This is a genomic window from Roseibium marinum (assembly GCF_002906165.1).
Classification (GTDB): domain Bacteria; phylum Pseudomonadota; class Alphaproteobacteria; order Rhizobiales; family Stappiaceae; genus Roseibium; species Roseibium marinum.
The window spans coordinates 136,234-160,157 of the sequence record NZ_PPCN01000013.1 but is presented as its reverse complement, the minus strand read 5'-3'; the positions used below and the strand labels follow the sequence as shown (position 1 = coordinate 160,157).

Here is a 23,924-nt window from a genome sequence, read left to right as displayed (position 1 = left end):
GGGGATGGACCGGGCATTCTCCAGTCTTCTGGAACGCCCGGCCTGCTCTCGGAGGAAATGTTCATGCCGCTACTTCAGGCAAGGCAGGCGCGTCGGGTGGATAGGACCGGTTTTCTTCCCCCCATAAAGGGAAGAAGAAAACCGCTGCAGACCCTCGGTCAGTAACGCACCCCGCCTTGCGAGCGGGCAATTCCCCTTACTGGATCTTTGCCAGTTCCTCGTTCAGCTTCGTCACGGTAGCGGCCGCATCGCGCTCGTCGTCGATGTATTCACGCACCAGACGGTTGATCACCTGGCTGTTGATCATCTTGGAGGCAAGCGACAGCTGACCTTCCTTGACGCCCCAGCGGCTGGCGGTATCCAGACCGGAAACGATGGTCTTGATAGTGTCGGCGTCATAGAGATCCGTCAGCGCCGCCTTGCGGTCGACGCCGACCGGCAGCTCGGCCCAGCCATCGACGAATGCGGTGGCGTTGTCCTTGTTGCCGCGGCGGATCGGGAACTTGCCTTCCGGAGCGATCGACAAGGTCGAGAGGTAGCCTTCATCCATCGAGAATTCGACGAACTGCATGGCTGCTTCCGTGTCCGCATCGTTGGTGATGCCGAAATAGCGGATGTCCGCCCAGGCAGCGCCATCGGCATTGGACGGTCCGCTCAGCGTTGTCACGACGCCGGTCTTGGAGGCAAGCTCGGAGGAAGTCGGATCGTCGGTGATGGTCGGCGGGGCGCTGTCGCGCAGACCGGCCAGTTCGTCCAGAATGAACGGCGACCAGATGATCATCGCCGCCTTGCCGGCAAAATAAAGCTCGCGGGACTGTTTCCAGTAGAGATCCCCCGGAGGCGAAGCCTTCGAGATGGCCTTGTAGAAGTCCAGCGCCTCGATGGTTTTCTTCTCGTCGAGCGGCTTGAAGCCGTTTGCATCGACCGGGCTCACTCCGTTGGCCAGCAGCACATGCTCCAGCACCTGGCTCATGAAGTTCTCGTCGATCTTGGTCGCGGAAACGAAAGCGAACATTTCCGGCGGATTGTGCAGCTTTTCGACGGCGGCCAGAATGTTTTCGTAGCTGTCCGGCGCGGCAAGACCGTTTTCCTCGAAGAGGTCCTTGCGGTAGATCACCATCTGCGTCCAGCCATCGACCGGAACGGAGGCGACACCTCCGTCAACCGCCGCCATGGCGGCAGCCCCCGGCGCGAAAGTGCTAGCGCCCAGGTTTTCGAAAACTTCCGTCGCCGCTTCCGTGTCCAGGATCCCGGCTTCCGCCCAGGGCAGTGCGTATTGAAGGGTGTGATAGATCACATCCGGCAGATCGCCCGCGGCAAAAGCCGCCGTTGCCCGTGTGCCAAGGTCGGATTCGCTCACCGGAATGACGTTCACCTCAATGCCCGTCTTTTCCTTGAATGCTGCGGCCAATTCCTCTTGCTTGGCCAGCCGCTCCGGTTGCTCTTCCGTTGTCCAGAATCGCAATGTGTCCGCCTGTGCCACAGTCAGACCGAGCGCAAGCGCACCTGCGATGGTCGTGGCCAGGAATGTCGTCCTCCCAATCATTCTATTCTCCCTTGGTATCAGAATGTGGCTGGTGGTTCAGCCGATCCCGGAACAGCTTCGACAGCTTCTCCGGTGTCATGGATGGCGCGCCGTCGGAGGCGCGCCGGATCAGGACCGCTTTTGCAAGCGCCTGCAAACTCTTCGGATCCTTGCCGTCCAGAACGTCGATCAGTTTACGGGCGACCCTGCCGCCCGCATCCTGCGCGCTCTGGGAAAAGGTCGTCAGCGGCGGATCGAGATATTCCCCGACCGGCAGGCCGTCATAGCCGATGACGGTCACGTCGGATCCCACCTTCAGGCCGTATTTGCGGCAGAACTGCACGACGCCGATGGCCAGCGCATCGGTCACGCACAGCAGCGCGGTGGGCGGTTCGTCCAGGGACAGCAGCGCCTTGGCTCCCGCAAACCCGCCTTTTTCGCTCACGTCCTGCAGGCTTTCCAGGTCAGGGTCGTGCGGTACGCCGAGCGCCTCCAGCCCCTGCCGGTACCCGTGAAGGCGCTGCAGGGCGAAATTCAGTTCGAGCGAACCGCCAATGAAGCCGATCCGTTCGTGGCCGAGGCTGTAAAGATGGCGAACGCCATCGGCAAAGGCAGCTTCATTGTCGATATCGAACCAGGCATAGCCGGTCGGATCGCTCGTACGGCCATGGGCGACGAAGGGGAATTTCTTCTCGCTCAGATAGGCGATGCGCGGATCGTTGACCTCGGTGCGGGTGATGATGAAGCCGTCCACCTTCCGCCGGGCGACCAGCCGGTGCAACGTTTCGATCATGTGGTCGCGCGAATGGGCCGTCGTCACCAGAAGGTCGAGACCCATCTCATCCAGGGCGCGGGCGATGCCGTCGATGAACTCCGCCAGGAACGGGTCGGCTCCGCTGCCGTGCCCGACGGGGATCACGATGCCGAGCGTATCCTGCCGGCCGCGCTTCAGATTGCGGGCGGTTGCCGACGGCTGATAACCCAGTTCCTTGACCGCTTGCAGGATGCGTTTGCGGGTCGCATCGGAAATATCGGTGTAGTTGTTGAGAACGCGCGAAACGGTGCCCTTGGCGACACCGACATGGCGGGCCACGTCGTCGATCGTGACGGAACCGGGTATTCGCTGCATTCGTCCTCCCAAGGGCTTACCGCCCTCAAATTTCTTTTCGCAAATTCCCGACCTTTGATCCGGATTTGCGTTTTTTGTACGAAAAAGAGTTACAAAACCGATTTCGGAAGTCAACAAAATCGGTTTCGGTGCTTCGCGATATTTCTACCGCAGAGCGGCAAGCCGCTGTCTTTAAAACAAAACTTTCATGTGAATGGTTTCGGTTGGAAGGACCGGAGCCGCAGACAAAGTTCCCCACGTCACCTCAAGCCCCTCAAATCCGCACTATCGAAGACAAGACGGATTAAGATTGCTCGGCGCCGATTTGGTCCGGCTTTCAATTCCAGATAAAAGCAGGCCGGTCAGGGGTGCCCCTCGTCAGTCCTGGCCGCGACGCAGCAGGGCCCGGCCAGGCCTTCACGTCAGCGAGACCAACGCCTCGCAGAGCGGCACGGGGTCGTAATAGGGCGCCGAACTCTTGCTGACGAGATCCAGTTTCAGGACAGTGATGCCGCGTGCGCTGATCTCCGCGATCTCGTCATCGGGGACGCGCGCGTCGACGATTACCAGATTGAGCAGCCTGCTGACCGGACAATCGGCTCCGGCATCCCTGTGCAGGTAGGTCAACAGGGTATGCACCTTGTCCGGCAGGCTCATGGTACCGGTCTCCGGATCGGCGCCCAGGCTCGGCACATAGACCTTCGGCACCGTGCGCGCGGCGATCGACCGGCCGACTCCCGCCGGAAGCAGATTTGCGATCAGGCTTGTATAGAAGCTGCCGGGAGCATAGCAGATCAGGTCCGCCGACTGCATCAGGTTGTGGTTCCGCTCCGGGAATTCCGCCATTGCCGGCTCGAGCCGTTCCAGGCCCCGGTTCAAAAAGAAGTCCTTGATCGGCGAGGCCAGGGGCGGGTGCTCCTTGGCCGTCAGGAGATGCTGGCCGATAACCGTCTCGCCATTGGCCAGTTCCGCGGCAAGATGCAGATTGTCGTCGGTCACCGCCCGCACGGTCCCCTGAACGCCGACCAGTTTCGACACCAGAAAGATGATCGGTTCGAGCTGCTGGTTCTGATTGAGGTAACCGCCGGCGAGAATCAGGTTGCCGATGCTTGCCCCGCGCAGATCGAAGCTCTCCGGCCGGGCGGCCCGGAACGTGCCGAGCTGGTTCTGGATCAGCGTACGCATCGGCTGCTCGATGGCGTCCACCAGCGGATGCGTTCCGGAGATCATCGTATCGAGCTCCCCGCCCAGATCGGCGGGCCGTGCCGATCTGGCGAAACGGTGGGTGAACAGACGGAAGACATCCGGATGACCGAGAACCGTTTCGTCGGCGAGCGCCATCAACCGGCTTCTGAGATCGCCGATCGCCGGCATGTCGAAGGCGATCCGCAACCCTTGAGAGCTGCCGCCGCTGTCGAACGGCGTCACCAGGTGGATGGAGTTGTGCGTATAGCGTTTCAGCGATTGCGACACGCCATTGAGCGCTGACCCGCCGCTGAAGAACAGCAGCCGCGGACCGAGTTTCGGATTGGAGAGAAAGCGTTCGATCCGGAAAGGGTCGGGCATGCGCACGGCGCGCGTTATGGTGACTTCAGACACGTCCAACCCCTGACCCCGGCGCAACCGCGCCACTGCAAAACCACTTCCGGCCGTTTTTCACCTGTCGCCTGACCAGCTTTTCCAGCTTCGATCATTCCATAGAAATGCGCGGCGATCTATCCGATCCAGATCGCTCGGAAATCATTCACGTTGGTGAGTGTCGGTCCTGTGACGACCTGATCGCCAAGCACCCCGAAAAAGCTGTGCGCATCGTTGTTGTCCAGCGCCTTTTCCTGCGAAAGTCCCGCGGCCGCCGCTTTCGCGAGCGTCTCCGGCCCGATTACGGCGCCGGCAACCTCAGCCGCTCCGTCAACGCCATCGGTATCGCAGGCAATCGCATGAATGCCGCCACCCCCCTTCAGCGCCAGAGCCAGCGCCAGAGCATATTCGGCGTTCGGCCCGCCGATGCCGTCGCCGCGCCGCGTCACGGTCAGTTCGCCGCCGGACAGGAGGATCAGCGGGCGGCTGCCCGCCGGGCGTTCCCTCTGGCGGCGCAAGGCGAGTTCCGCGTGCTCATGGGCAACCTCGCGCGCCTCCCCTTCAATCGCATCGCCGAGAATTTCGACTTCGCAACCTTCCTCTTCCGCCAGTTCTTTAGCTGCGTCCAACGATTGGGAGGGTGCCGCGAAAACCGTGTTCGTAACCCGGCTAAGCTTCCGGTCTTCAGGCACCAGAACACCGGTTTGCCCGGACAGCACTTCTCTTACGGACGCCGGCACATCGATCTTCCACTGGTCCAGAATGGCTTTCACGTCTTCCGGGGTGCTGGCATCGCCGACGGTCGGGCCCGAGCCGATTTCCGCCGGATTGTCGCCCGGAACATCCGACATGAGCAGGGCCAGCATTTTCGCCGGATAGGCCGCGGCGGCAAGCTGCCCGCCCTTGACGCGGCTCAGATGCTTGCGCACCACATTCATCTGGCCGATAGCCGCGCCCGATACCAGGAGTTTCTGGTTGACCTCCTGCTTCTCGGCGAGCGTGATCTCTCCGGCAGGCGCCGTCAGCAGCGCCGATGCGCCGCCGGAAATCAGCGCCAGCACAAAATCCCCTTCCCCGACACCAGCCAGCAGGTCCAGCATCCGCTCCGTGGCGGAAAGGCCGATCTCGTCCGGTATGGGATGCGCCGCTTCGACGATCTCGATGCCCTCGCACGGGCGGGCATAGCCATAGCGGGTAATCACCAGACCTTCACACGGCCCCCATGACGCCTCGACCGCTTCCGCCATCCGGGCCGACGCTTTGCCGGCACCGATCACCACCACCCGTCCGGCCGGTTTTTCCGGCAGAAAGGCAGCAAGGCTTTTCATCGGATCCGCCACTTCGACCGCCTTTTCAAAAAGCCGCCGCAAAAGATCGTCAGCCACACTGTCCATGGGAAACCGCCTCGCGAAAACCTGACTAGTCCATTTGAGCGCAGTTTCAGCAGAATTTTCATGGCACTGCCAGCCCCTTGTCGGCGGAAACCGACCAAAACGGCATTTCACGGGCCAGAACGCCATTTCACGGCAATGTCAGAACTTTGCTTTTGCCATTTAGGGGCCGGCGCATCACCTTCTGACTGGAGAAGAGGAGAGTCCAATGACACTCGAAACAGGTCCTGCCTTTGAAAACGCCATCCGCAACCCGGACAATCCGGCCCACCTCATGGTGATCAAGGATATTTCGCGCCGCATCCGCATTTACGCGGGCGATACGCTGCTTGCGGACAGCACCGGTGCGATCCGGGTGATCGAGATCGGCAAATCGGTCTATGATCCGGTGGTCTATGTGCCGGAAACCGATCTGACCGCCGACTTCGGTGAGATGGACAGATCCACCCACTGCCCGATCAAGGGTGATGCGAGCTATGTGTCTTTCGGTGGGGAGGAAATCGGCTGGGTCTACAGAACTCCGATCCCAATGGCGGACCGGCTCGCCGCTCATTATGCCTTCTGGCCGAAAAAAGTACGATTGGTGGAAGGCGAATAACGCTCCGCATCACGATCAGGACGCGGAGCGTTGCGGCATGTTCATGCCGCCTTGCTTTCCGCAAGGGCCGGCATCAGTGCAGCCAGGATACCCGTCCAGCCGCTTTCATGACCGTCGCGGCTTTCTTCGGACGGAAATTTCACATGCGTCAGCGTCAGTTCAGTTCCGTCCGCAACGTCCTTGAAATCCAGCGTCACCACGCTATCCGGCAGGGAAAACGGGCTTTCCCATGTAAAGGCCAGCCGGGAATGGCGATTGATTTCCTTGTAGACGCCCCGGTGCGGTATCTCCTTGTCGTCGGCCCGCATGATGATCTCGAAATCGCCGCCCTCCACCGGATCGTTCGTCACGGTTGCCGGCGGTCCCCCTTCGCAAGGCTGCATGAAAAGGGCCAGTATCTGAGGATCGAGCCAGGCCTCGAAGACCTTCGTCCTGGGGGCTGAAAATGTGCGCGACACCACTACACTCAAGTCATTCATCTTCCGTCTCCCTTTTGAGAACATCGTCCAAAACGTCGAGCCTTCGATCCCAGACGGACCGCAGATCCTGGAACCAGCGGTCGATCTGACGGACGGGGTCCATGTCCGCCTCGATCAGATGTTCCCGCCATTCGGTCCGCCGCCGCACAAGTCCGGCGGCTTCCAGTATCTTGATGTGCTTCGACACTGCATTCAGGCTGACATCGAAATGCCTGGCGAGATCCGTCACCCGTGTCGGCCCGTGCTGGACCAGCAGGGTCAGCAGCTCCCGGCGGATCGGGTCGCTTGCCGCCTTGAGGATCGCGGTAAGCTTCTGTGTGTCAGACATTCGTTCAACCATTTGGTTGAATTACAGCACGCAAAAACTTTAGTCAACCATTTGGTTGATTAAATTGCATATGAAATGTTTGCTGTTATAACGCCCGGCTATCCCTTGCCGACATCCTCGACATAAACCAGCGCCCGCCCCTGGCAGATCCGCGAGCCGTCCGCGGTTTCACACACGGTCTCGAGATCGACCAGGTGCTTCTCCGGTCTGAGGCGGGTGATGGTGACGGATGCGGTCAGGGCCTCTCCGACGGGTGCTTCGGCCAGAAATTCCAGGCTCTGCTTGAGATAATTCGTCCCGCGCCCGGGAAGCTTCACACCGAGCAGATAGGAAAACAGACCTCCGATGAGCGGCCCTGGAACCGAACGCGGCACGTCCGTGTCGTCTCCCGCCAGCAGTGCGAAATCCTGCATGTCCCGCTCGGTGTAGGTCCGGGTCAGTTCCGCCCGCTGACCGAGTTCCAGCGTCATCGGCTTTCTCCCAGATCGCAGGTGCCCGAGAGCGTCACCGCTCCATCGGCGCTGCGGGCCACTTCGATGAGGATCTGGTCCGGCTGCTGCGGGTTTTCGGAAAACGAAAATGTCAGTTCCTCGTCCGCGTAGGCCGGGTTCGGAAACATCAGGGTCTGCACCGCATGTGCCCGGCCGGGATAAAGCGCCTGTAACCGGGCGAAGACCCGTGCATAAAGCAGCATGCCGTGCGAGACCGTGCGTCCGAAACGCGTGCGCGCGGAAAACTCCGGGTCGACATGTATCGGATTGTCATCGCCCGAAAGTCTGGCGAAAGCATCGAAATCGGCCTGGCGGGGAATCCAGGTACACGAGCCGCTCCGGTGCGCATCGTCGGCGTGTGTCATCGCTCAGGCGTCCTCCGGTGTCTTTTCGGCGAAAGTCATGTCCTTGAGAAGGTTTTTCCGGACCTTACCGGCCGCGGTGCGGGGCAGGTCTTCAACGATGAAAAAGCTTTTCGGAATTTTGTAAGGCGCAATCCGGCTCCGGCACCAGCCGGGCAATTCATGCGTATCGAGATCTTCTTCGGGCCTGAGGATCAAAAAGGCCGCTCCGGTTTCCCCCCATTTGTCGTCCGGCACACCGATGACAACGGCTTCCAGGATCGCCGGATGGTCGACCAGGACCTTTTCCACCTCGGCGGGATAGACGTTCTCGCCGCCGGAGATATACATGTCCTTGAGCCGGTCGACGATAAAGTAATAGCCGTCCTCATCCCGCCGGCCGACATCTCCCGACTTCAGCCAGCCGTCCACGGTGAAGGCTTCGGCGGTCGCCTGCGGATTGTCCATGTAGCCGGGCGTGATGTTGGGACCGCGGAACTGGACTTCCCCTTCTCCCGGCCCTTCCACGACACCTCCCTCACCGTCAACAAGCCTGACATCGGTCAGGATTTGCGGTTTTCCCACCGAGCCGATTTTCACGGCTGCATGGGACTTGTCCATCAGAAAGACGGTCGGCCCCGTCTCCGTCATTCCCATGCCGTTGCAGATGGTCACGCCGCGTTTCCGGAAGTCGGTCAGAAGGTGCCCGGGAACCGGTGCGCCGCCGCATCCCAGAAACCGGACGTTTGAAAAATCCGTCTTGCCGATCCCGGCCGAAAGCGCCAGCGCCTGATAGATGGCCGGAACCGCGAAGAAACTTGTCACGTCCCCCGCATCGATCAGATCCAGGACCGCATCGGCATCGAACTTGCGCAGGATGGCCGACGATCCGCCATTCAGGAAAACCGGCAGCGTCGGCAGGTTTATCCCGGCGGTATGGAACAGCGGCAGGAAATTGACGCTCTTTTCACCCGCCGTAAGTCCGGCCGCCTGCGAATAGTTGATCATGTTGGCATAAGCCATTCCGGCAGTCTGGATGACCGCCTTGGGAAGACCGGTGGTGCCTGATGTCAGCATCAGATACCAGGGTGTGTCCGCTTCGATCCTGCCGCAGCCGATGGCGGCCGGGCTGGCCTCTTTCAGCAAGTCGTCCAGCGCGCTGCCCGAAGTCCCCGTTGCCCCGAGCGGCAGCAGTCCGACCCCGGTTTCCGCGGCCAGTTCGCCCGCCGTCTCCGCGAAAGCCCCGTCGTGAAAAATCACCTTCACCCCTGTGGCTTCAAGAACCGGCTTCAGCTCCGCCACCGGCTGGCGCCAGTTGAGAGGCACCAGCAGCAGCCCGGTCTTCTGGGCAGCGAACAGGAGAACGAAGAAATCCGGATGGTTGAGGCACAGGACCGCGATGCGGTCGCCCTTCTCAAGTCCCCGATTGAGCAGAAGATTGCCCAGGCGGCTGGCGCGGCTGTTGACTTCGCAGAACGTGAAGCTGCGACTGGTATCATGGTCGATAAAGGCGACCGCGTCCGGTGTCAGTTCCGCCCGCTTGGCGGCCATATCCGTTAAAAACTCCATGTGTCCTCCCAGGCACCTTAAAGTTCTTGTCACTGTACCCGGTCCGCGTCAGGCACGCTCTTTTTTGAAGTCCCTCATGCCTTCAAGCGTTTCCGGCCGGGTGACGAGTTCCAGGAACCTGGCTTTCTCCTGATCGAGGCGGCTCCTGACCTCCGCGCGCCGCTGGTCGTCCCAGACCTTTTCTCTCGTCGCCCGATGCGTCTGGGCAAAGCCCTTTGCAATGTCCGTGGTCCAGTTCCTGATCTGGCTTTCCAGCTCCGCGGACGGACAGATGCTGGTGGCGAGCCCGAGAACCAGCGCCTCGGCCGCACCGATCCGCTCGTTCCGGTACTGGATCTGAAGCGCCTTGGCGGTGCCGATGCGGTCTGGCAAAAGCGCCGTCCAGCCGCCGTCCGGACCGAAGCCGACTTCGGAATAATAGGGCTGCACGAAGGCATCTTCCACCATAGCCACAAGATCGGCGGCCAGCATCAGGCCGGTCGACCCGCCCGTCACCGGACCGTTTATCGCCGCCAGGACAGGGGCTGGAAAGGCAAGCAGATCGAGGATCGCCGCATGCAGACCGCCAACCAGCCGTTCCGAATAATCCTTCAGCGCCTCGAGCGAACCGGAGTTCTCAAGGAACCCGGCAACGTCACCGCCCGTGGAAAAGCTGCGCCCCCTTGCCGCCAGCACAAGCGCCGGCGGATCCTGCGCGGCCGCGCGGGCGATGGCGGAGCGAAGGTCGGACACCATTGCCGGGACGAGGGCGTTGTGGCGTTCCGGCCGGTTCAGCCAGAGCCAGACCGCACCGTCCCTGATTTCGGTTTCAACGTAACTCACCGCACCGCCTCACGGTTTGATGCCGTTGGCGATCAGGTCGTAGCCGCTGGCCACGATCTCGGATATCGGCTTGTCCGACTTGAAGACGACAAGCTGCTCCCCCAGGGTACGTCCGATGCCCATGAGGGCCCAGGCGCGGGTCTCCGCGTCACCTTTGGAGATCTGACCGGCCTCCTGCGCGGCCTCAAGGCCCGCTCGGTAACCGGCCGCGAAGGTCTGATAATATTCCTGGTAGGCTTGCGGATCGACGAAAAGGGCTTCCTGAACGATCCGGTAAAGATCGGGATGAGCGCAGACGAATTCGAGAAACGCCGTCAGGCCCGCCTTTTCGGCCTCCAGCCGGTCTTCGATGCCTTGCGTCGCCTCCGCGATCGTGTGGCGGACGAGACGGCCCATTTCCAGCACCAGCTCGGAAAAGACCTGCTCCTTGGTGGTGAAATAAATATAGAACGTGCCTTGGGCGACACCCGCTTCGCTGGTAATATGGCCGATGGACGCGTCGTTGTATCCTTTTGCGCCGATGACCCGTTCCGCTGCGGAAAGAATTGCCTTTCGCGTGGCTTCCCCGCGCGCCGTTTTCGGTTGGTTGCCGGGTGCCTTTTGCGGCGCCTTAACCTCTCCGGCCGATTTCGTCACGTCCGGATCCTCCCAATTTCCATGAAACATGAACCAGTATTCATGTATAATGAATGAAAGCAAGAAACTTCTGCCGAACTCGCTCTATATCGAGATTCATTGGCGGATTTCGGGCGGAAACCGGATGCAAACCGGGCAATTCCCATCTTGAAGATGGACTATGGCGTTTGGACGCACCCGCGCCAATTGACCTTGATCAACGACACGACTCTGGTAATGCAGTTTTGAATAACTATAAGTTGGCTGTTATATATGAACAGCGGAGAGGCCGCGACGACGCCAGACGGCGCGGCAGGAGAGAGGCGCAGCGCTGAAGGCGCGGCGATAAAGAGGACCGGAAGCATGGACGTGAATGCGTATCTGGAAGAGCGCCTGAGCCAACTGCACGAAAATGGCAATTACAGGGTATTCGCCGATCTGGAACGCAAGTCCGGCGAATTCCCGCGCGCCACGCGGTACCGGGAAGACGGTTCGATCCAGGACGTGACCGTCTGGTGCTCCAACGATTATCTCGGCATGGGTCAGAACCCGAAGGTCGTCGGCGCCATGCAGGAGGTCATCGCCAAATGCGGCGCGGGCGCGGGCGGGACGCGCAACATTTCCGGAACCAATCATTATCACGTCCTGCTGGAGCAGGAACTTGCCGATCTTCATGCCAAGGAAGCGGCGCTGATCTTCACCTCCGGCTATGTGTCCAACTGGGCCGCTCTCGGCACCCTGGCCTCTCAGGTTCCGGGCATGATCGTTTATTCCGATGCCCTTAACCACGCATCGATGATCGAGGGCATCCGTCATGCCCGCTGCGAAAAACGCGTTTTCAAACACAATGACGTCGCCGACCTGGAACGCCTGATGGCGGCGGACGACCCGGATGCCCCGAAGCTGGTGGCCTTCGAGAGCGTCTATTCCATGGATGGGGACGTCGGACCGATCGGCGATATCTGCGACGTGGCCGAGAAGTTCGGTGCGATGACCTATCTCGACGAGGTCCATGCGGTCGGCATGTATGGCCCGCGCGGCGGCGGTGTCGCCGAACGCGAAGGCCTGATGGACCGGTTGACCGTTATCGAAGGCACCCTCGGCAAGGCGTTCGGCGTGATGGGCGGTTATATTACCGGCTCCCGGACGGTGGTCGATTTCATCCGTTCCTTCGCCTCCGGCTTCATCTTCACCACGGCCCTGCCGCCGGCTCTTGCCGCCGGGGCCGCCGCCTCCATCCGGCACCTGAAGGACAGCCCGTTCGAGCGCAAGGCGCACAAGGACCGGGTCGCCCAGGTGCGCGCCGCTCTGGACAAGCGCGGAATTCCGCACATGGACAATCCGAGCCACATCGTTCCGGTGATGGTGGGCGATGCCAAGAAGTGCAAATGGATTTCCGACATCCTGCTGGACACCTACGGCATCTACGTGCAGCCGATCAACTACCCGACCGTCCCGGTCGGCACCGAGCGCCTGCGCTTCACCCCGACACCGCTGCACACGGCCCAGGACATCGAACATCTTGCCGAGGCGATCAACGACCTGTGGTCGCAATGCGCCCTCGCCCGCGCCGTGGCGTAAGCGCTTCCGCACCGGACAGTTTTCGTCCAGCTTACGTCATCCCGGACAAGCGCAGTGAAAGCTGCGCGCCGGAAAATCCGTCTGAAACCGCCACACTTCCAGCGCCAAATTCCCTTGGTTTCCAGATCTGAATGCGGCCTTTGCCGGTTTTATCTGCAAAGACGGAACACAAAAGCACCTCCCGGCCTTTTCCTTTTCAAGCTTTCGGCTCAAGCTGCCCTTTGCGCCAACGTGCAGGGAGCCGATCGTGATGCGGAGTGTTTTTGCAGTTCTTGCCTGCCTGCTGGTTTTCGCAGCCCCGGCGCGTTGCGAGGAAGTAGACCTCGAACTCGTTCTGCTCGCGGACGCGACCGGCTCGATTGACGACGCCGAAATCAGCTTCCAGCGCTCCGGTTACGCCGAAGCCGTGACGAACCCGGCGGTCCTCAATGCCATTACCAGCAACATCCATGGCAGGATCGCGGTCACCTATGTCGAGTGGGCGGACATGTTCTCCCAGGATGTCGTCGTGGAGTGGACGGTGATTGACGGCAAGGCCTCTGCGGAGGAGTTCGCCGCGCGGCTGATGGAAGCCCCGCGCCGCGCCTATGGACGCAATGCCATTGGCGCCGCCCTCCTCAAGGGCAAGGAACTGATCGACAACAATACCCACAAGGGCCTGCGCCGTGTCATCGATCTATCCGCCGACAGCGCCAACAACTGGAACGGCCCGACAATCGCGGAAGCCCGGGAAACGGTCGTTTCCTCCGGCATCGTCATAAACGGGCTCGCGGTCCTCTGCCGCCACTGCTCTGGACGGCCGGTCGCCTATGATCTGGAAGAGCGTTTCTATCGCGAGATCATCGGCGGTCCGGCGGCCTTCGTGGTGACGGCTGACAGCGCTGAAACCTTTTCCGACGCCGTACGCAAGAAACTGATCCTGGAAATCGCAGCCCGTCCCGGTGACGCGGAGCAAATCCTGAAGCAGCTTGCCCGGCTCAAGTGACCCTAAGGAAATTCACGGTTGCCACACGTCACCGTCATCTGATTATGATTTGAGCTGGCGTCGCCGGCCTGACCTTATGTCGCCGAGGGCTTTGGGAGAGATTTGATGGCCACCGGTCTTTTGATGCTGGCGATATTCACGGTCTGTTACACGCTGATCGCCAGGACCCTGTCCAAAGGCATCCTGACCGCGCCCATCCTCTATATCGGCTTTGGATACCTGATGGCGCAGACCGGCTTGATGCCGCTCGGCGAAGCTGAACATCTTCTCAATATCGTCGCCGAAATCGCGCTCATCGTCCTGCTGTTTCTCGACGCCGCGCAGATCAACCTGCAAATTTTGCGCAAACGCCACCAATGGCCTGTGCGGATGCTCGCTTTCGGCCTGCCGCTTGCCATTGCGATAGGGACCCTGGCAGCCGCTCCGTTTCTGCCCGGTGAGCCGCTGATCGTCGCCGCGCTGGCCGCGGCGCTTCTGGCCCCGACCGACGCGGCCCTTGGCCTGGCCGTGGTCACCAACAAAGCCGTACCGGAGCGGGTCCGCCGCGCCCTGACGCTGGAAAGCGGGCTCAACGACGGCCTCGCCCTCCCCGTCATCCTGCTCTTTGCCAGCCTTGCCGGTGAGGTGATGCAGCCGGGCTCGGCCGACTGGCTGGTCTTCGGTGCGAAACAGCTTGTCTTCGGCCCCCTCGTCGGCGGCGTCATCGGCGCTGTCGGCGGCGTGCTTTTTCTGGCTGCCAAGCGGCGCGACATGACGACGGATACCATCGAAGGCATCGGCGCGATCGCCATGGCCGGAAGCGCCTATCTGGCCGCCGGCACGGTCGACGGCAACGGCTTCATCGCTTCCTTTGTCGCCGGGCTTTTCTTCGGAAATGTCATCAAGGGGCAATGCGCCTTCATTTACGAATTCACCGAAAGCGAAGGACAGATGCTTTCCTGGGGTGCCTTCTTTCTGATCGGGCTGGCGCTTGTCCCACAGGCTGTTCTCCATCTGGACGCCGCCAGTCTGGCGATCATTCTGATCAGCCTGTTCGTCGTGCGCCCGCTCGCCGTGTGGCTGTCGCTGACGGGAACGGACGCAGCGCCGCTCACCAGGCTGTTTTTCGGCTGGTTCGGTCCGCGCGGTCTGGCCACCGCGCTCTTCGCGCTGCTCGTGGTCGATCAGATCGATCAGAAAATCGGTGAACTTCTGTTGAACCTGGCTGTCAACGCGGTCTGGATCAGCGCGGTCCTTCACGGGGTTACCGCGGTGCCCCTGGCCAGATTATACGGCGCCCGCATGTCGGGGCGGGACGGCGCCGCGGAGATGGCCACCGTCCCGCCCATGCGTCCGGAAATTTCGACGGACCGATCCTGAAAGACAGCTTTTAGCCAGGGCGGAGACGCCGGTAGCCGGGGGAAGACATGAATAGACAGGTTATTACGAAACTGAGCGATTTACCGGACCGGGATCCGCAACATGCGCTTGTGGCGGATGTCGATCTGGTCGTCGTGCGCTTCGACGACGATATTTCCGTCTTTTACGGCCGTTGCCTACATCGCGGAGCGTTGATGTCCGACGGCTATGTGGATGGTCATAACCTGATTTGCGGCGTGCATTACTGGGACTACCGGCTGGACAGCGGCGTGTCCGAATACAACAATTCCGAAGCCCTGCCGAAATTCCACAGCTGGGTCGAGGGCGATGATATTCTCGTGGACGAAGACGAAATCGCCGCCTGGGCCAGGGACAATCCGCAACCTTTCGACCGCGAGCAGTATCTCGGTCTTTATGCCGACACCAGTCACGGGACCGAGGAAGAGCCCTATAACGGCCTCATCCGGCAATATGCCCGCGACGGCCTGTCCCGAACGGGCCACCACGGCAAGGTCGACGCGATGGGCGTGCCGCGCGCTCAACTGCCTGACTGGGACGACATCCAGATCCTGACCGCCCAGCTTCAGCGGTTTCCGTGTCTGGAAGAAGAGCCGGTCGGCACCGACATCGTCATCGGACCGAATGCGCAAAAGCCGCTGCGGCTGGACATTCCTCTGATGGTGTCCGACATGAGCTTCGGCGCCCTGTCCGAACCCGCCAAGATTGCCCTTGCGCGCGGCGCGGATCTCGCCGGCACGGGGATCTGTTCCGGCGAAGGCGGTATGCTGCCGGAAGAACAGAAAGCCAATGCCCGCTATTTCTATGAACTCGCCTCGGCCCGGTTCGGGTTCGGCTGGGACAAGGTTGCCAGGGTTCAGGCGTTCCACTTCAAGGGCGGCCAGGGCGCCAAGACGGGCACCGGCGGCCACCTGCCCGGCTCCAAGGTCCGGGGCAAGATCGCCGAAGTGCGCGGTCTCAAGGAAGGCGAGGACGCGATCTCGCCGCCGCGCTTTCCCGACTGGACGGATCTCGCGCAGATAAGGGATTTCGCCGATGAGGTGCGCGGCCGCACGGGCGGCATACCGATAGGCTACAAGCTCTCCGCCCAGCACATCGAAAAGGACATCGACGCGGCGCTGGAGGTCGGCGTCGATTACATCATCCTCGACGGCCGTGGCGGCGGCACAGGCGCCGCGCCCATCATCTTCCGCGACAACATCTCCGTGCCAACCATCCCGGCGCTCGCCCGCGCCCGGCGGCATCTGGACAGGCTCGACCGCTCCGACGTAACGCTGATCATCACCGGCGGCCTGCGCAAACCGGCCGATTTCGTCAAGGCGCTGGCGCTCGGGGCCGATGCGGTCGCCCTTTCCAATTCGGCCATGCAGGCCATCGGCTGCATCGCCATGCGCGCCTGCCACACCAACAACTGCCCGGTCGGCATCGCCACCCAGAAACCGCATCTGGTGAACCGACTGCAGATCGAAAAATCCGCGCGCCAGCTCACCAATTTCTTCCAGGCGTCGGTCGAGCTGATGCAGGTGATGGCCCGCGCCTGCGGCCATTCGCACCTCAACCAGTTCCATCCGGAGGATCTGACCACCTGGAAACGGGAAATGGCGGATCTCTCCGGTGTCGCTTATGGTGGTATGACGTGAGCGATCGCGCGGTTCAAGAGAGGTCACGATGCAGACGGCAGCCATTCTGATCGATATCGGCCGCACCTACCTGATGGCCGGCGGCGTTGCCGCCGCCCTGTTTCTGGTGATCGGCCTCGACCGGGTGGAGCCTTCCGCGCGCGGGTCCTATGCCTTCCGGCCGCTGCTCATTCCCGGGATCTGCCTGATCTGGCCGCTGGTGCTCTATCGCTGGTACGTGCTTGAAAAGCACGGGCCTGCGGACCCAGAGGAGAACGCCCGATGAAGCGCGCCCACCGCACCGCCCATGCCCGCATCTGGAGGGTGCTCGGCCTGCTCCTGCCGCTTGCATTCTTCGCCATCCTCGCCCTCCGCCAGACACCGCCGGCCGGCCGGCCGGCCGTGCTTATCGAAGCCCCGGCGGGCGGCACCCGCGCGGAGGTCCCTCAATGAGCGTCCAGTTCACACCGGTCATCTGGAACCGTAACAAGATCCTTTATGACGCCGTCCTGCTGATCGCGGTGGCGCTCTACCTCTATGTCTTCATCCGCGTCGCTCCGGCGTTCGAGGATGTCACGAAACCAGTCGATGGCGCGATCCTGCGGACGCGCGCCTTCGGCAGCTGCGCCTTTCTGATGCTGACCGTGATCCTGTGTATCGGGCCGCTGGCCCGTCGCGACCGGCGCTTTCTGCCGCTGCTCTACAACCGCCGCCACTTTGGCGTCATGACGGCGGGCATCGCGGCCGTTCACGCCAACTACGTGCTCGGCTGGTACTTCAACTTCTCGCCAACGGACAAATATGTCGCGCTGCTGTCCTCCAACACCAGCTACACGCAGTTGCTCGGATTTCCGTTCGAGGCCTTCGGCATCGCCGCGCTTCTCATCCTCTTCGTGCTGGCCGCAACCAGCCATGATTTCTGGCTGAGCTTTCTGGGTGCGCCGCTCTGGAAAGCGCTGCATATGCTCATCTACGCGGCCTACGTCTTCATCGTTCTGCATGTCGCCCTAGGGGCCTTGCAGGGACCGGGCGATCCGATATTCACCGCCGTCGTCGCGGCAAGCGTGGTTCTGGTCTGCGGCCTCCACTTTGCCACCGGCCGCATGGAAGTCGGGCGGGACCGCGGCGAAGAAACCGCAAAAGCGTCGCTGCAGGACGCTGGCTGGGTCGTTGCCGGCGAGGTCGGCGACATCGACAACAACTGCGCCAGGGTCGTGACGCTCGAGGGCGGCGAACGCGTCGCGATCTTCAAATATGACGGCAAGCTCTCCGCCGTCACCAATGTCTGCGCCCATCAGAACGGCCCGCTTGGCGAGGGCAAGGTGCTGTGGGGATGCATCACCTGCCCCTGGCACGGCTATCAGTACAATCTCGCCGATGGCCGCGCCCCGGCGCCCTTTACCGAAAAAATCCCGACCTACCGGCTGAAGCTGATCGGCACCACCGTTCTGCTTGACCCCAACGCCCTGCCGCCGGGAACCCATGTAGACCCCATCGTGATCGGAGCGGACGCATGAGCTGGAGACAGACAAAGGCCGCCCCTTTCTTCGTCGGCTATCTCAATGCGGTGCCGAAACCGCTCGTGGTTTTCCTTTCCGTCTTTGCGGTCTGCTTCATTGGCGGCCTGGGTCTTGCGGCCCTTGCCCTGTCCTCCACGCAGAACGACCCGGGCAATGGCGGCTTCCAGTGGGGAAACCGGTTCGAACAGGCCGGCCTCCTGGAACTGCGGCCCTATCCCGTCTTCCGGGTGCCTGCCGATGGCGACACACCGGCCCGCACCTACATGCTCGCCGGCCAGGGCAAACGCGGTGCCTTCGATGCGGCCGAAGCCAACAGGGAAAAGACAGTCAGCCTGCGCGGCGTGCCGGTCAACCGCGGCGACCTGACCATGATCCAGGTCGGAAAAGTGACGGCGGCTGACGGGGAGATGACTGGTTTCACCCCGTCCGGCCCGGTTCCCCTCGGCCGCTGGAAACTGACCGGCGAGATCTGCGACGGCAAATGTTATGCTGGCGCAATGCGTCCCGGACGGGGTCTCGCCCACAAGGCCTGCGCCGACCTCTGCCTGACCGGCGGCATTCCGCCGGTCTTCGTCTCCTCCGGTCCTGTCGAAGGACGCAACTTCTTCCTGATGGCGGACAGCGAGGGCAATCTTCTCGGCGACGAGATCGATCCCCTCCTGGCGCTCTATATCGAGGTGGAGGGCGACATCGAACGGCTGGACGACCTGATGGTCTTCAAGGCGGATCTGACAACAGCGAGGATTCTGAAATGAGCAAGCCACCAATCCAACGTGCCTGGCGGATCCTCCTCATTTCCCTGGTACTGACAGCGGCGTTCGCAGTGCTTGCCTGGTGCGTGTGGACCTATGCCAATATCGGCGCGGGAACATTCGCCGCCGGCACCCTGCTGACCGACATGCGGTTTTTCATCGGCCTGCTGGCGGTGTTTGTCGTGCTGTCGATCCTCGACCGGATCGTCGGGTTCGTAATGTCGAGGTTTGGTAAAAAGCGCTGAGGTCCGTGTCGCCGCGCAATAATTCAGCTCAGGCTGTCACAAGATCTGTCAGAAGCCGATTGAAGCGCTCCGGCTCCTCCAAATGCGGAGAATGACCGGAATTCGCGAATTCATGCAGATGGAGATCCGGGACGTTTTCCTCGTGCCAGCGGTACATGCCCGGACCGTAAAGCTGGCTGTGGAGGCCCACGGCGAGATGCAGCGGCACGGGAAAATCGCGCAGGAACGCGCGAAAGTCCTGATCGGTGAGCGATGCCCACATCGCTTTGAGCAGCACCGGGTTGCCCCTGGCGATCTCCGACTGCGCGAAGGCCATCAGATCCGGGTCCACCGGCCGCCCCGCGGCGAACATCTGCCTGGCGACCTGCTCGGGAAATGCGGCCCACTGGGCAATCATGTTATCCAGAACAAGCGCGTTGACCTCGGCGGTGAGACCGTTTTGCGACCCGTGCTGCCAGTCCGCGTCGTTCACGGCTTTCGGCGACATGTCGATCGCGACAACACTCGAAATCCGCTCCGCGCCATGGCGCTCAAGCAGGGAATAGACCACCAGCGCGCCCATTGACCATCCGCACAGGACGACATCCTTCAGATCGTGTTCGATGAGATACGCCTGGATCGCATCGCCGGCGGAGTCGATTGTCAGGGGAAGCCGGTCGGCGGTTTTTCCGTGGCCCGGAAGATCCGGAACGATGCAGCGCGCGCGGGATCTGAGGGCGTCAGTCTGGGCATGAAAGAAGTCGCCGGGACAGGCCCATCCGTGGACCATCACCAGGGGCCGTCCTGTTCCCTCGTCGCGTATATGCAGTCGTTGATCGCTCACGCGCGTCCCGCCCGAAGCCGTCCGACAATGCCGGAGGGAAAGAAGTAAACCGACAAGATAAACAGCACACCCAGCCAGAGCAGCCAGCGTTCCGGCGCGACAAGCGTCGAAAACAGCGGAACCGCGCTGGTGGCATCCGCCGCCACACCCATCAGCGTCTGCAGATAGGTCTGTGCCAGAATGAACAGGGTTGCCCCCAGAACCGCCCCGTAGAGCGTTCCCATTCCCCCTATCACGACCATCAGCAGAATGTCGATCATGATCTCCATGGAGAGGGTCGTCGCCGGGCCGGTATAGCGCAGCCAGATGGCCAGCAGCGAACCGGCCAGCGCCGCCATCACGGCGGACAATATGGTCGCCGTTGTCCGGTACCACACCACCCGGTAGCCGATGGCCTCCGCCCGGAAGGCATTGTCGCGCACCGCCTTCAGCGTTCGCCCGAAGGGCGAATTGACGATCCGCAGCATGACCAGGAACAGCATCGCGGACACGAAGAACACCAGATAATAGGCCAGCAGCTTGCCGTTGATGCGCACGTCGAGGATCTTCTCGTCGATCAGCTTGAAGGCGGGCGTCAGCTCGCGCGGTATCTTGTAGTTGAGCCCGTCCTCGCCCCCGGTCAGCCAGGACATCTGCGAGACGAATACCGCGAAGGCGCTCGCCACCGCCAGCGTCACCATGGCGAAAAAGATCGCCTTCACGCGCAGCGAGAACAGGCCGATGGCCAGCGCGAAGACGGCCGCCACAACGGCCCCCGCCGCCGTCCCCCAGATCAGCGACCAGTAGGACGGTCCCGTCGAGGCCAGCGCCAGCGCGGTGCCATAGGCGCCGATGCCGAAAAACATCGTATGGGCGAAGGAGACAATGCCCGCATAGCCGAGCAGCAGATCGTAGCTCGCCACCAGCACGATGAAGATGCAGATCCGCGCCGCCGTTTCCAGCGACCTGGTGCCCGGAAACAGAAACGGCGCGAAGGCCAGCGAGATCAGCACGATCAAAAGCAGTGCGGTCAAAAGCCCGCTGCGTGGCGTGTCGCCGGAAAGAAGCCTGGTCAGCATGGGTCCCTCACTTCGCCTTCACCACCGGATAAAGCCCCTGCGGCCGCCACATCAGGATCACCACCATCAGCGCGATCGTCGAGATCAGCGCAACTTTCGGAGCCAGGAAGGCCGTGTAATTGGCCAGCAGCCCGACCAGCATCGCTCCGATGAAACAGCCTTCCACGGACCCGAGCCCGCCGATGATCACCACGATGAACACCAGCACCATGATTTCCGAGCCCATATGCGCGGTGATCGTCTCCTGGTAGAGCCCCCACATGACACCGCCGAGACCGGCAAGCGCAGAGCCGGTCATGAACACGATCAGGAACAGGCGGCGGATGCGGTAACCCAGCGCCTCGACCATCTCGCCGTTTTCCACGCCGGCCCGCACCAGAAGGCCGATTTTGGTTTTCTTGAGAATATGGCGCATGGCCACAAACAGCACCAGGCCGATAGCGACCGCCACCAGCCGGTATTTCTCGATTGCCGCCTCGCCGATCACGAAGGACCCCTGCAGGGCTTGCGGGCGCGAAATATGCAGCTCGTCCGGCCCCCAGACAACGTAGATCATCTGCTGGGCGACGATCAGCCCGCCCATGGTCACCAGGATCTGCTTCAGATGTTCCCCATAGACCGGCATGACGATAACGCGCTCGAAGGCCAGCCCGAGCAGGCCGGTGATCAGCATGGCCGCCAGAATGGCGATCAAGACGGCGGCAAGGTTCAGCATCACGCTCGGCGACGCGGTCCAGCCCGCCAGCCAGGCCAGCACCGTGAAGCCGACAAAGGCACCGACGGCGACAAAGGCCCCGTGGCCGAAATTGATCACGTCCATCAGGCCGAAGACGACGGTCAGACCCGAGGCCATGATGAAGATCATCATTCCCATCGCCAGTCCCGCGACTGTCAGCGTCAGCCAGCTCGACGGATTGCCGATGGCAATCAGTCCGGCCAGTGCCAGCATCGGCACGAGAAACACCGGCAGCTTCTGGAAGATCTGTTCCTTCAGGGGGATCTTCTCGATCCGGGGTTTTATGGCCGCTTCACTCATTGATGTGCCTCCAGGCTCAGCCCCATCAGTTTTTCCTGCAGGGCGGCGTTTCCGGCCAGCTCCTTCATGGAGCCCGAATGGATGATGCGCCCGTCATCCATCACAGCGACCGTATCGCCGATGCTGGACGCCATGGCGAAATTCTGTTCCACCAGCAGGATGGTGGTGTCGGTTTCCTTCAGCTCCCGCAGCGCATCGGTCATCGCCTTGATGATCGCCGGGGCAAGACCCTTGGTCGGCTCGTCGATCAGGATCAGCCGGCGCGGCTCGATGATCGCCCGCGCCACCGACAGCATCTGCTTCTGCCCGCCTGAAAGCGTTCCGGCGGAGGAATTCCAGAAGGTGCCGATGGGCGGGAACAGCTCCTTGATCCAGCTGAGACGTTTGGCATCCATCGGCCCGGAGGCCGCCGCAAGGATCATGTTTTCCGCTACGGTCAGATCCGTGAAGATGCCCATGTCTTCCGGTACCAGGGCGATGCCGCGCCGGGAGATCTCCGGGGTGGCAAGCCGCGTGATGACGTGATCGTCGAAACGGATATCGCCCTTGCTGGCGGTCCACAGTCCCATGATGGTGCGCAAGGTGGTGGTCTTGCCGGCGCCGTTACGGCCCAGAAGCACCGTCACGCCGCCTTCGGGAACCTTCAGATCGACCCCCTGCAGGATGTGGTAGGGGCCGATATGGGTGTGAACGCCCGACAGGGAAAGAAGTGCATCCGCCATCATGCCGCCTCCGGAGCTTCTGGTGTTTCTGACGATTTTGGTGCCTTGCCGAGATAGGCTTCCTGCACAACGGGAAGCGCGATCACCTCGGCGGGTTCGCCATCGGCGACCAGCGCGCCGTTGTGCAGGACGATGATCCGGTCGGCCAGCGAGCGGATCACGTCCATCTTGTGTTCGACCAGCAGGATCGTCCGGTCCATATCGCTCTTCAGCTTGCGGATGAGATCGAGAATGACCGGCACCTCGTCGACGCTCATGCCCGCCGTCGGCTCGTCGAACATCAGCACCTGCGAGCCGAGGGCGATCAGCAGGGCCACTTCCAGCTTGCGCTGGTCGCCATGGGGCAGCGCGGCGACGGTCTGCTCCGCCTTGTCGATCAGCCGCACTTCCGCCAGCACATGATCGGCCCGCTCCAGCAGCTCAACATGACTTTCGGCGACTGAAAACAGATCGAACCCCTTGCGCGCCTTGGCCTGGGCCACGAGGCGGACATTCTCGCGCACGCTCAATGTCGGAAACAGGTTGGTGAGCTGGAAGGCGCGGCCGATGCCCTTGTCCGTTCGTTCGGGAACGGACATCCGCGTGATCGCCTCGCCGTTCAGCAGCACCGTTCCGGAGGTGGCCGTCAACTGGCCGGAGATCAGGTTGAAATAGGTGGTCTTCCCGGCGCCGTTCGGCCCGACGATGGCCGTCAGGCTGCCCCGCTCGAAAGACGCGGACACACCATCGACCGCCACATGCCCGCCGAAGCGGATCGTGAGGTCCTGCGTTTCCAGAATGGGATGTTCCTTGGCCACGATAGGCTTTCCAGGTTCAAGAGGGACGAAAGGCGCGGCGCTCGAGGAAACAGCGCTATCGCATTTGACCGGCAAAGCTGTCGCCCGTCGACAGGTGTTTCAGTGCAGACGCAACAAACGGCATGTCGTCAAGTGTGTCTAACGCATTTGCGACAATCACAATGCCTCCGTCCTTGCAAGGGTTCTCGCATGCGCTATGGGATGCGTTCAAAGGGGGCTCCAGACTCTCAGGCGTCATCCCCCTCGCCAGTGGCACCAAGTCTCCCCTCTTGAGGGAGAGATGTCAGCGCCGCTGACAGAGGGGGGTACCAGCCTCTCCGCACAACTCAGCTCCCCCGAATACGCCGCACCGCTTCCCCCCTCTGTCCGTTTCACGGACATCTCTCCCTCAAGGGGGGAGAAGGGAACAAGTCGCAAGGTACGGAGCCTTCCAAACCTCACGTCAGGCACCAGGTCTCCCCACAATGAGCGGACAGGGCTATCGCATTTGCCCGGGATGTCGCCGCACATACTGTTGTCACCCCGGGCGAGCGGAGCGAGACCCCGGGCCTACTCATTTCCAAA

At 61.9% G+C, this 23,924-nt stretch carries 26 protein-coding genes; 10 read left to right on the top strand and 16 right to left on the bottom strand.

Translation table 11 applies throughout. From position 1 onward, the window contains the following. Positions 1-196 precede the first annotated feature (196 nt). From CLV41_RS23540 to CLV41_RS23525, 4 genes are all read right to left on the bottom strand, one after another. Positions 197-1,546, bottom strand: a complete 1,350-nt coding sequence (locus tag CLV41_RS23540; RefSeq protein ID WP_103224921.1) for an ABC transporter substrate-binding protein — start codon at positions 1,544-1,546, stop codon at positions 197-199. A gap of 1 nt (position 1,547) precedes the next feature. Continuing rightward, a complete protein-coding gene (locus tag CLV41_RS23535) occupies positions 1,548-2,654 on the bottom strand; it encodes a LacI family DNA-binding transcriptional regulator (RefSeq protein ID WP_103224920.1) in 1,107 nt (368 codons plus the stop codon). Between the two features lie 396 nt (positions 2,655-3,050). Then, positions 3,051-4,232 carry a GAK system CofD-like protein gene (locus CLV41_RS23530; RefSeq protein ID WP_103224947.1) on the bottom strand — a complete coding sequence of 394 codons (1,182 nt, stop codon included), beginning with the start codon at positions 4,230-4,232 and terminating at the stop codon, positions 3,051-3,053. 116 nt (positions 4,233-4,348) lie between these two features. Continuing rightward, the gene (locus tag CLV41_RS23525) at positions 4,349-5,605 is read right to left on the bottom strand and encodes a glycerate kinase type-2 family protein (RefSeq protein WP_103224919.1); all 1,257 of its coding nucleotides are present in this window, start codon (positions 5,603-5,605) and stop codon (positions 4,349-4,351) included. A gap of 205 nt (positions 5,606-5,810) precedes the next feature. Here CLV41_RS23525 and CLV41_RS23520 point away from each other — a divergent pair, with 205 nt between their 5' ends. Continuing rightward, the gene (locus tag CLV41_RS23520; RefSeq protein ID WP_103224918.1) at positions 5,811-6,200 is read left to right on the top strand and encodes a DUF427 domain-containing protein; all 390 of its coding nucleotides are present in this window, start codon (positions 5,811-5,813) and stop codon (positions 6,198-6,200) included. Between the two features lie 41 nt (positions 6,201-6,241). Here CLV41_RS23520 and CLV41_RS23515 read toward each other — a convergent pair whose 3' ends face one another. From CLV41_RS23515 to CLV41_RS23485, 7 genes are all read right to left on the bottom strand, one after another. Beyond that, on the bottom strand, positions 6,242-6,679 hold the full coding sequence (locus CLV41_RS23515; RefSeq protein ID WP_103224917.1) for an SRPBCC family protein: 438 nt from the start codon (positions 6,677-6,679) through the stop codon (positions 6,242-6,244). Continuing rightward, positions 6,672-7,007 carry an ArsR/SmtB family transcription factor gene (locus CLV41_RS23510; protein WP_208987698.1) on the bottom strand — a complete coding sequence of 112 codons (336 nt, stop codon included), beginning with the start codon at positions 7,005-7,007 and terminating at the stop codon, positions 6,672-6,674. The genes CLV41_RS23515 and CLV41_RS23510 overlap by 8 nt, the downstream gene beginning before the upstream one ends. 98 nt (positions 7,008-7,105) lie before the next feature. Beyond that, entirely contained in the window at positions 7,106-7,477 is a 372-nt protein-coding gene (locus tag CLV41_RS23505) for a hotdog family protein (protein WP_103224915.1), read from the bottom strand. Beyond that, the gene (locus CLV41_RS23500) at positions 7,474-7,863 is read right to left on the bottom strand and encodes a MaoC family dehydratase (RefSeq protein ID WP_103224914.1); all 390 of its coding nucleotides are present in this window, start codon (positions 7,861-7,863) and stop codon (positions 7,474-7,476) included. The genes CLV41_RS23505 and CLV41_RS23500 overlap by 4 nt, the downstream gene beginning before the upstream one ends. A 3-nt stretch (positions 7,864-7,866) precedes the next feature. Beyond that, positions 7,867-9,408, bottom strand: a complete 1,542-nt coding sequence (locus CLV41_RS23495; RefSeq protein ID WP_103224913.1) for an AMP-binding protein — start codon at positions 9,406-9,408, stop codon at positions 7,867-7,869. 48 nt (positions 9,409-9,456) lie between these two features. Then, positions 9,457-10,230 carry an enoyl-CoA hydratase/isomerase family protein gene (locus tag CLV41_RS23490; RefSeq protein WP_103224912.1) on the bottom strand — a complete coding sequence of 258 codons (774 nt, stop codon included), beginning with the start codon at positions 10,228-10,230 and terminating at the stop codon, positions 9,457-9,459. A gap of 9 nt (positions 10,231-10,239) precedes the next feature. Further along, entirely contained in the window at positions 10,240-10,866 is a 627-nt protein-coding gene (locus CLV41_RS23485) for a TetR/AcrR family transcriptional regulator (RefSeq protein ID WP_235867230.1), read from the bottom strand. A gap of 342 nt (positions 10,867-11,208) precedes the next feature. Here CLV41_RS23485 and hemA point away from each other — a divergent pair, with 342 nt between their 5' ends. From hemA to CLV41_RS23445, 9 genes are all read left to right on the top strand, one after another. Then, positions 11,209-12,426 carry a 5-aminolevulinate synthase gene (gene hemA / locus CLV41_RS23480; protein WP_103224910.1) on the top strand — a complete coding sequence of 406 codons (1,218 nt, stop codon included), beginning with the start codon at positions 11,209-11,211 and terminating at the stop codon, positions 12,424-12,426. Positions 12,427-12,676: 250 nt separating this feature from the next. Then, on the top strand, positions 12,677-13,411 hold the full coding sequence (locus CLV41_RS23475; protein ID WP_103224909.1) for a DUF1194 domain-containing protein: 735 nt from the start codon (positions 12,677-12,679) through the stop codon (positions 13,409-13,411). A gap of 105 nt (positions 13,412-13,516) precedes the next feature. Then, the gene (locus CLV41_RS23470; protein ID WP_103224908.1) at positions 13,517-14,770 is read left to right on the top strand and encodes a cation:proton antiporter domain-containing protein; all 1,254 of its coding nucleotides are present in this window, start codon (positions 13,517-13,519) and stop codon (positions 14,768-14,770) included. A gap of 47 nt (positions 14,771-14,817) precedes the next feature. Continuing rightward, a complete protein-coding gene (locus tag CLV41_RS23465) occupies positions 14,818-16,428 on the top strand; it encodes a glutamate synthase-related protein (protein WP_103224907.1) in 1,611 nt (536 codons plus the stop codon). Positions 16,429-16,456: 28 nt separating this feature from the next. Continuing rightward, on the top strand, positions 16,457-16,693 hold the full coding sequence (locus CLV41_RS23460; protein ID WP_103224906.1) for a hypothetical protein: 237 nt from the start codon (positions 16,457-16,459) through the stop codon (positions 16,691-16,693). Next, positions 16,690-16,860 carry a hypothetical protein gene (locus tag CLV41_RS27875; RefSeq protein WP_170107299.1) on the top strand — a complete coding sequence of 57 codons (171 nt, stop codon included), beginning with the start codon at positions 16,690-16,692 and terminating at the stop codon, positions 16,858-16,860. Before CLV41_RS23460 ends, CLV41_RS27875 begins: the two co-directional genes overlap by 4 nt. Continuing rightward, entirely contained in the window at positions 16,857-17,924 is a 1,068-nt protein-coding gene (locus CLV41_RS23455) for a Rieske 2Fe-2S domain-containing protein (RefSeq protein ID WP_103224905.1), read from the top strand. Before CLV41_RS27875 ends, CLV41_RS23455 begins: the two co-directional genes overlap by 4 nt. Then, the gene (locus tag CLV41_RS23450; RefSeq protein WP_103224904.1) at positions 17,921-18,682 is read left to right on the top strand and encodes a hypothetical protein; all 762 of its coding nucleotides are present in this window, start codon (positions 17,921-17,923) and stop codon (positions 18,680-18,682) included. The genes CLV41_RS23455 and CLV41_RS23450 overlap by 4 nt, the downstream gene beginning before the upstream one ends. Next, entirely contained in the window at positions 18,679-18,924 is a 246-nt protein-coding gene (locus tag CLV41_RS23445) for a hypothetical protein (protein WP_103224903.1), read from the top strand. The genes CLV41_RS23450 and CLV41_RS23445 overlap by 4 nt, the downstream gene beginning before the upstream one ends. Positions 18,925-18,952: 28 nt before the next feature. Here CLV41_RS23445 and CLV41_RS23440 read toward each other — a convergent pair whose 3' ends face one another. The 5 genes from CLV41_RS23440 to CLV41_RS23420 are packed head-to-tail and all read right to left on the bottom strand — an operon-like array spanning position 18,953 to position 23,363. Next, entirely contained in the window at positions 18,953-19,747 is a 795-nt protein-coding gene (locus tag CLV41_RS23440) for an alpha/beta fold hydrolase (protein ID WP_208987697.1), read from the bottom strand. Then, positions 19,744-20,805, bottom strand: coding sequence for a branched-chain amino acid ABC transporter permease (locus CLV41_RS23435; RefSeq protein WP_103224901.1), 1,062 nt, complete (start codon positions 20,803-20,805; stop codon positions 19,744-19,746). The genes CLV41_RS23440 and CLV41_RS23435 overlap by 4 nt, the downstream gene beginning before the upstream one ends. A gap of 7 nt (positions 20,806-20,812) precedes the next feature. Continuing rightward, entirely contained in the window at positions 20,813-21,841 is a 1,029-nt protein-coding gene (locus CLV41_RS23430) for a branched-chain amino acid ABC transporter permease (RefSeq protein ID WP_103224900.1), read from the bottom strand. Further along, on the bottom strand, positions 21,838-22,563 hold the full coding sequence (locus CLV41_RS23425) for an ABC transporter ATP-binding protein (RefSeq protein ID WP_103224899.1): 726 nt from the start codon (positions 22,561-22,563) through the stop codon (positions 21,838-21,840). Before CLV41_RS23425 ends, CLV41_RS23430 begins: the two co-directional genes overlap by 4 nt. Beyond that, positions 22,563-23,363, bottom strand: coding sequence for an ABC transporter ATP-binding protein (locus tag CLV41_RS23420; RefSeq protein WP_103224946.1), 801 nt, complete (start codon positions 23,361-23,363; stop codon positions 22,563-22,565). The genes CLV41_RS23425 and CLV41_RS23420 overlap by 1 nt, the downstream gene beginning before the upstream one ends. Positions 23,364-23,924 lie beyond the last annotated feature (561 nt).

Bases quoted from the DNA above. Each gene is read 5' to 3' on its own strand.
- CLV41_RS23540 (WP_103224921.1), bottom strand. From the start codon at position 1,546: ATGATTGGGAGGACGACATTCCTGGCCACGACCATCGCAGGTGCGCTT.
- CLV41_RS23535 (WP_103224920.1), bottom strand. From the start codon at position 2,654: ATGCAGCGAATACCCGGTTCCGTCACGATCGACGACGTGGCCCGCCAT.
- CLV41_RS23525 (WP_103224919.1), bottom strand. From the start codon at position 5,605: ATGGACAGTGTGGCTGACGATCTTTTGCGGCGGCTTTTTGAAAAGGCG.
- CLV41_RS23520 (WP_103224918.1), top strand. From the start codon at position 5,811: ATGACACTCGAAACAGGTCCTGCCTTTGAAAACGCCATCCGCAACCCG.
- CLV41_RS23515 (WP_103224917.1), bottom strand. From the start codon at position 6,679: ATGAATGACTTGAGTGTAGTGGTGTCGCGCACATTTTCAGCCCCCAGG.
- CLV41_RS23510 (WP_208987698.1), bottom strand. From the start codon at position 7,007: ATGTCTGACACACAGAAGCTTACCGCGATCCTCAAGGCGGCAAGCGAC.
- CLV41_RS23505 (WP_103224915.1), bottom strand. From the start codon at position 7,477: ATGACGCTGGAACTCGGTCAGCGGGCGGAACTGACCCGGACCTACACC.
- CLV41_RS23500 (WP_103224914.1), bottom strand. From the start codon at position 7,863: ATGACACACGCCGACGATGCGCACCGGAGCGGCTCGTGTACCTGGATT.
- CLV41_RS23495 (WP_103224913.1), bottom strand. From the start codon at position 9,408: ATGGAGTTTTTAACGGATATGGCCGCCAAGCGGGCGGAACTGACACCG.
- hemA (WP_103224910.1), top strand. From the start codon at position 11,209: ATGGACGTGAATGCGTATCTGGAAGAGCGCCTGAGCCAACTGCACGAA.
- CLV41_RS23475 (WP_103224909.1), top strand. From the start codon at position 12,677: ATGCGGAGTGTTTTTGCAGTTCTTGCCTGCCTGCTGGTTTTCGCAGCC.
- CLV41_RS23470 (WP_103224908.1), top strand. From the start codon at position 13,517: ATGGCCACCGGTCTTTTGATGCTGGCGATATTCACGGTCTGTTACACG.
- CLV41_RS23465 (WP_103224907.1), top strand. From the start codon at position 14,818: ATGAATAGACAGGTTATTACGAAACTGAGCGATTTACCGGACCGGGAT.
- CLV41_RS23460 (WP_103224906.1), top strand. From the start codon at position 16,457: ATGCAGACGGCAGCCATTCTGATCGATATCGGCCGCACCTACCTGATG.
- CLV41_RS27875 (WP_170107299.1), top strand. From the start codon at position 16,690: ATGAAGCGCGCCCACCGCACCGCCCATGCCCGCATCTGGAGGGTGCTC.
- CLV41_RS23455 (WP_103224905.1), top strand. From the start codon at position 16,857: ATGAGCGTCCAGTTCACACCGGTCATCTGGAACCGTAACAAGATCCTT.
- CLV41_RS23450 (WP_103224904.1), top strand. From the start codon at position 17,921: ATGAGCTGGAGACAGACAAAGGCCGCCCCTTTCTTCGTCGGCTATCTC.
- CLV41_RS23445 (WP_103224903.1), top strand. From the start codon at position 18,679: ATGAGCAAGCCACCAATCCAACGTGCCTGGCGGATCCTCCTCATTTCC.
- CLV41_RS23435 (WP_103224901.1), bottom strand. From the start codon at position 20,805: ATGCTGACCAGGCTTCTTTCCGGCGACACGCCACGCAGCGGGCTTTTG.
- CLV41_RS23430 (WP_103224900.1), bottom strand. From the start codon at position 21,841: ATGAGTGAAGCGGCCATAAAACCCCGGATCGAGAAGATCCCCCTGAAG.
- CLV41_RS23425 (WP_103224899.1), bottom strand. From the start codon at position 22,563: ATGGCGGATGCACTTCTTTCCCTGTCGGGCGTTCACACCCATATCGGC.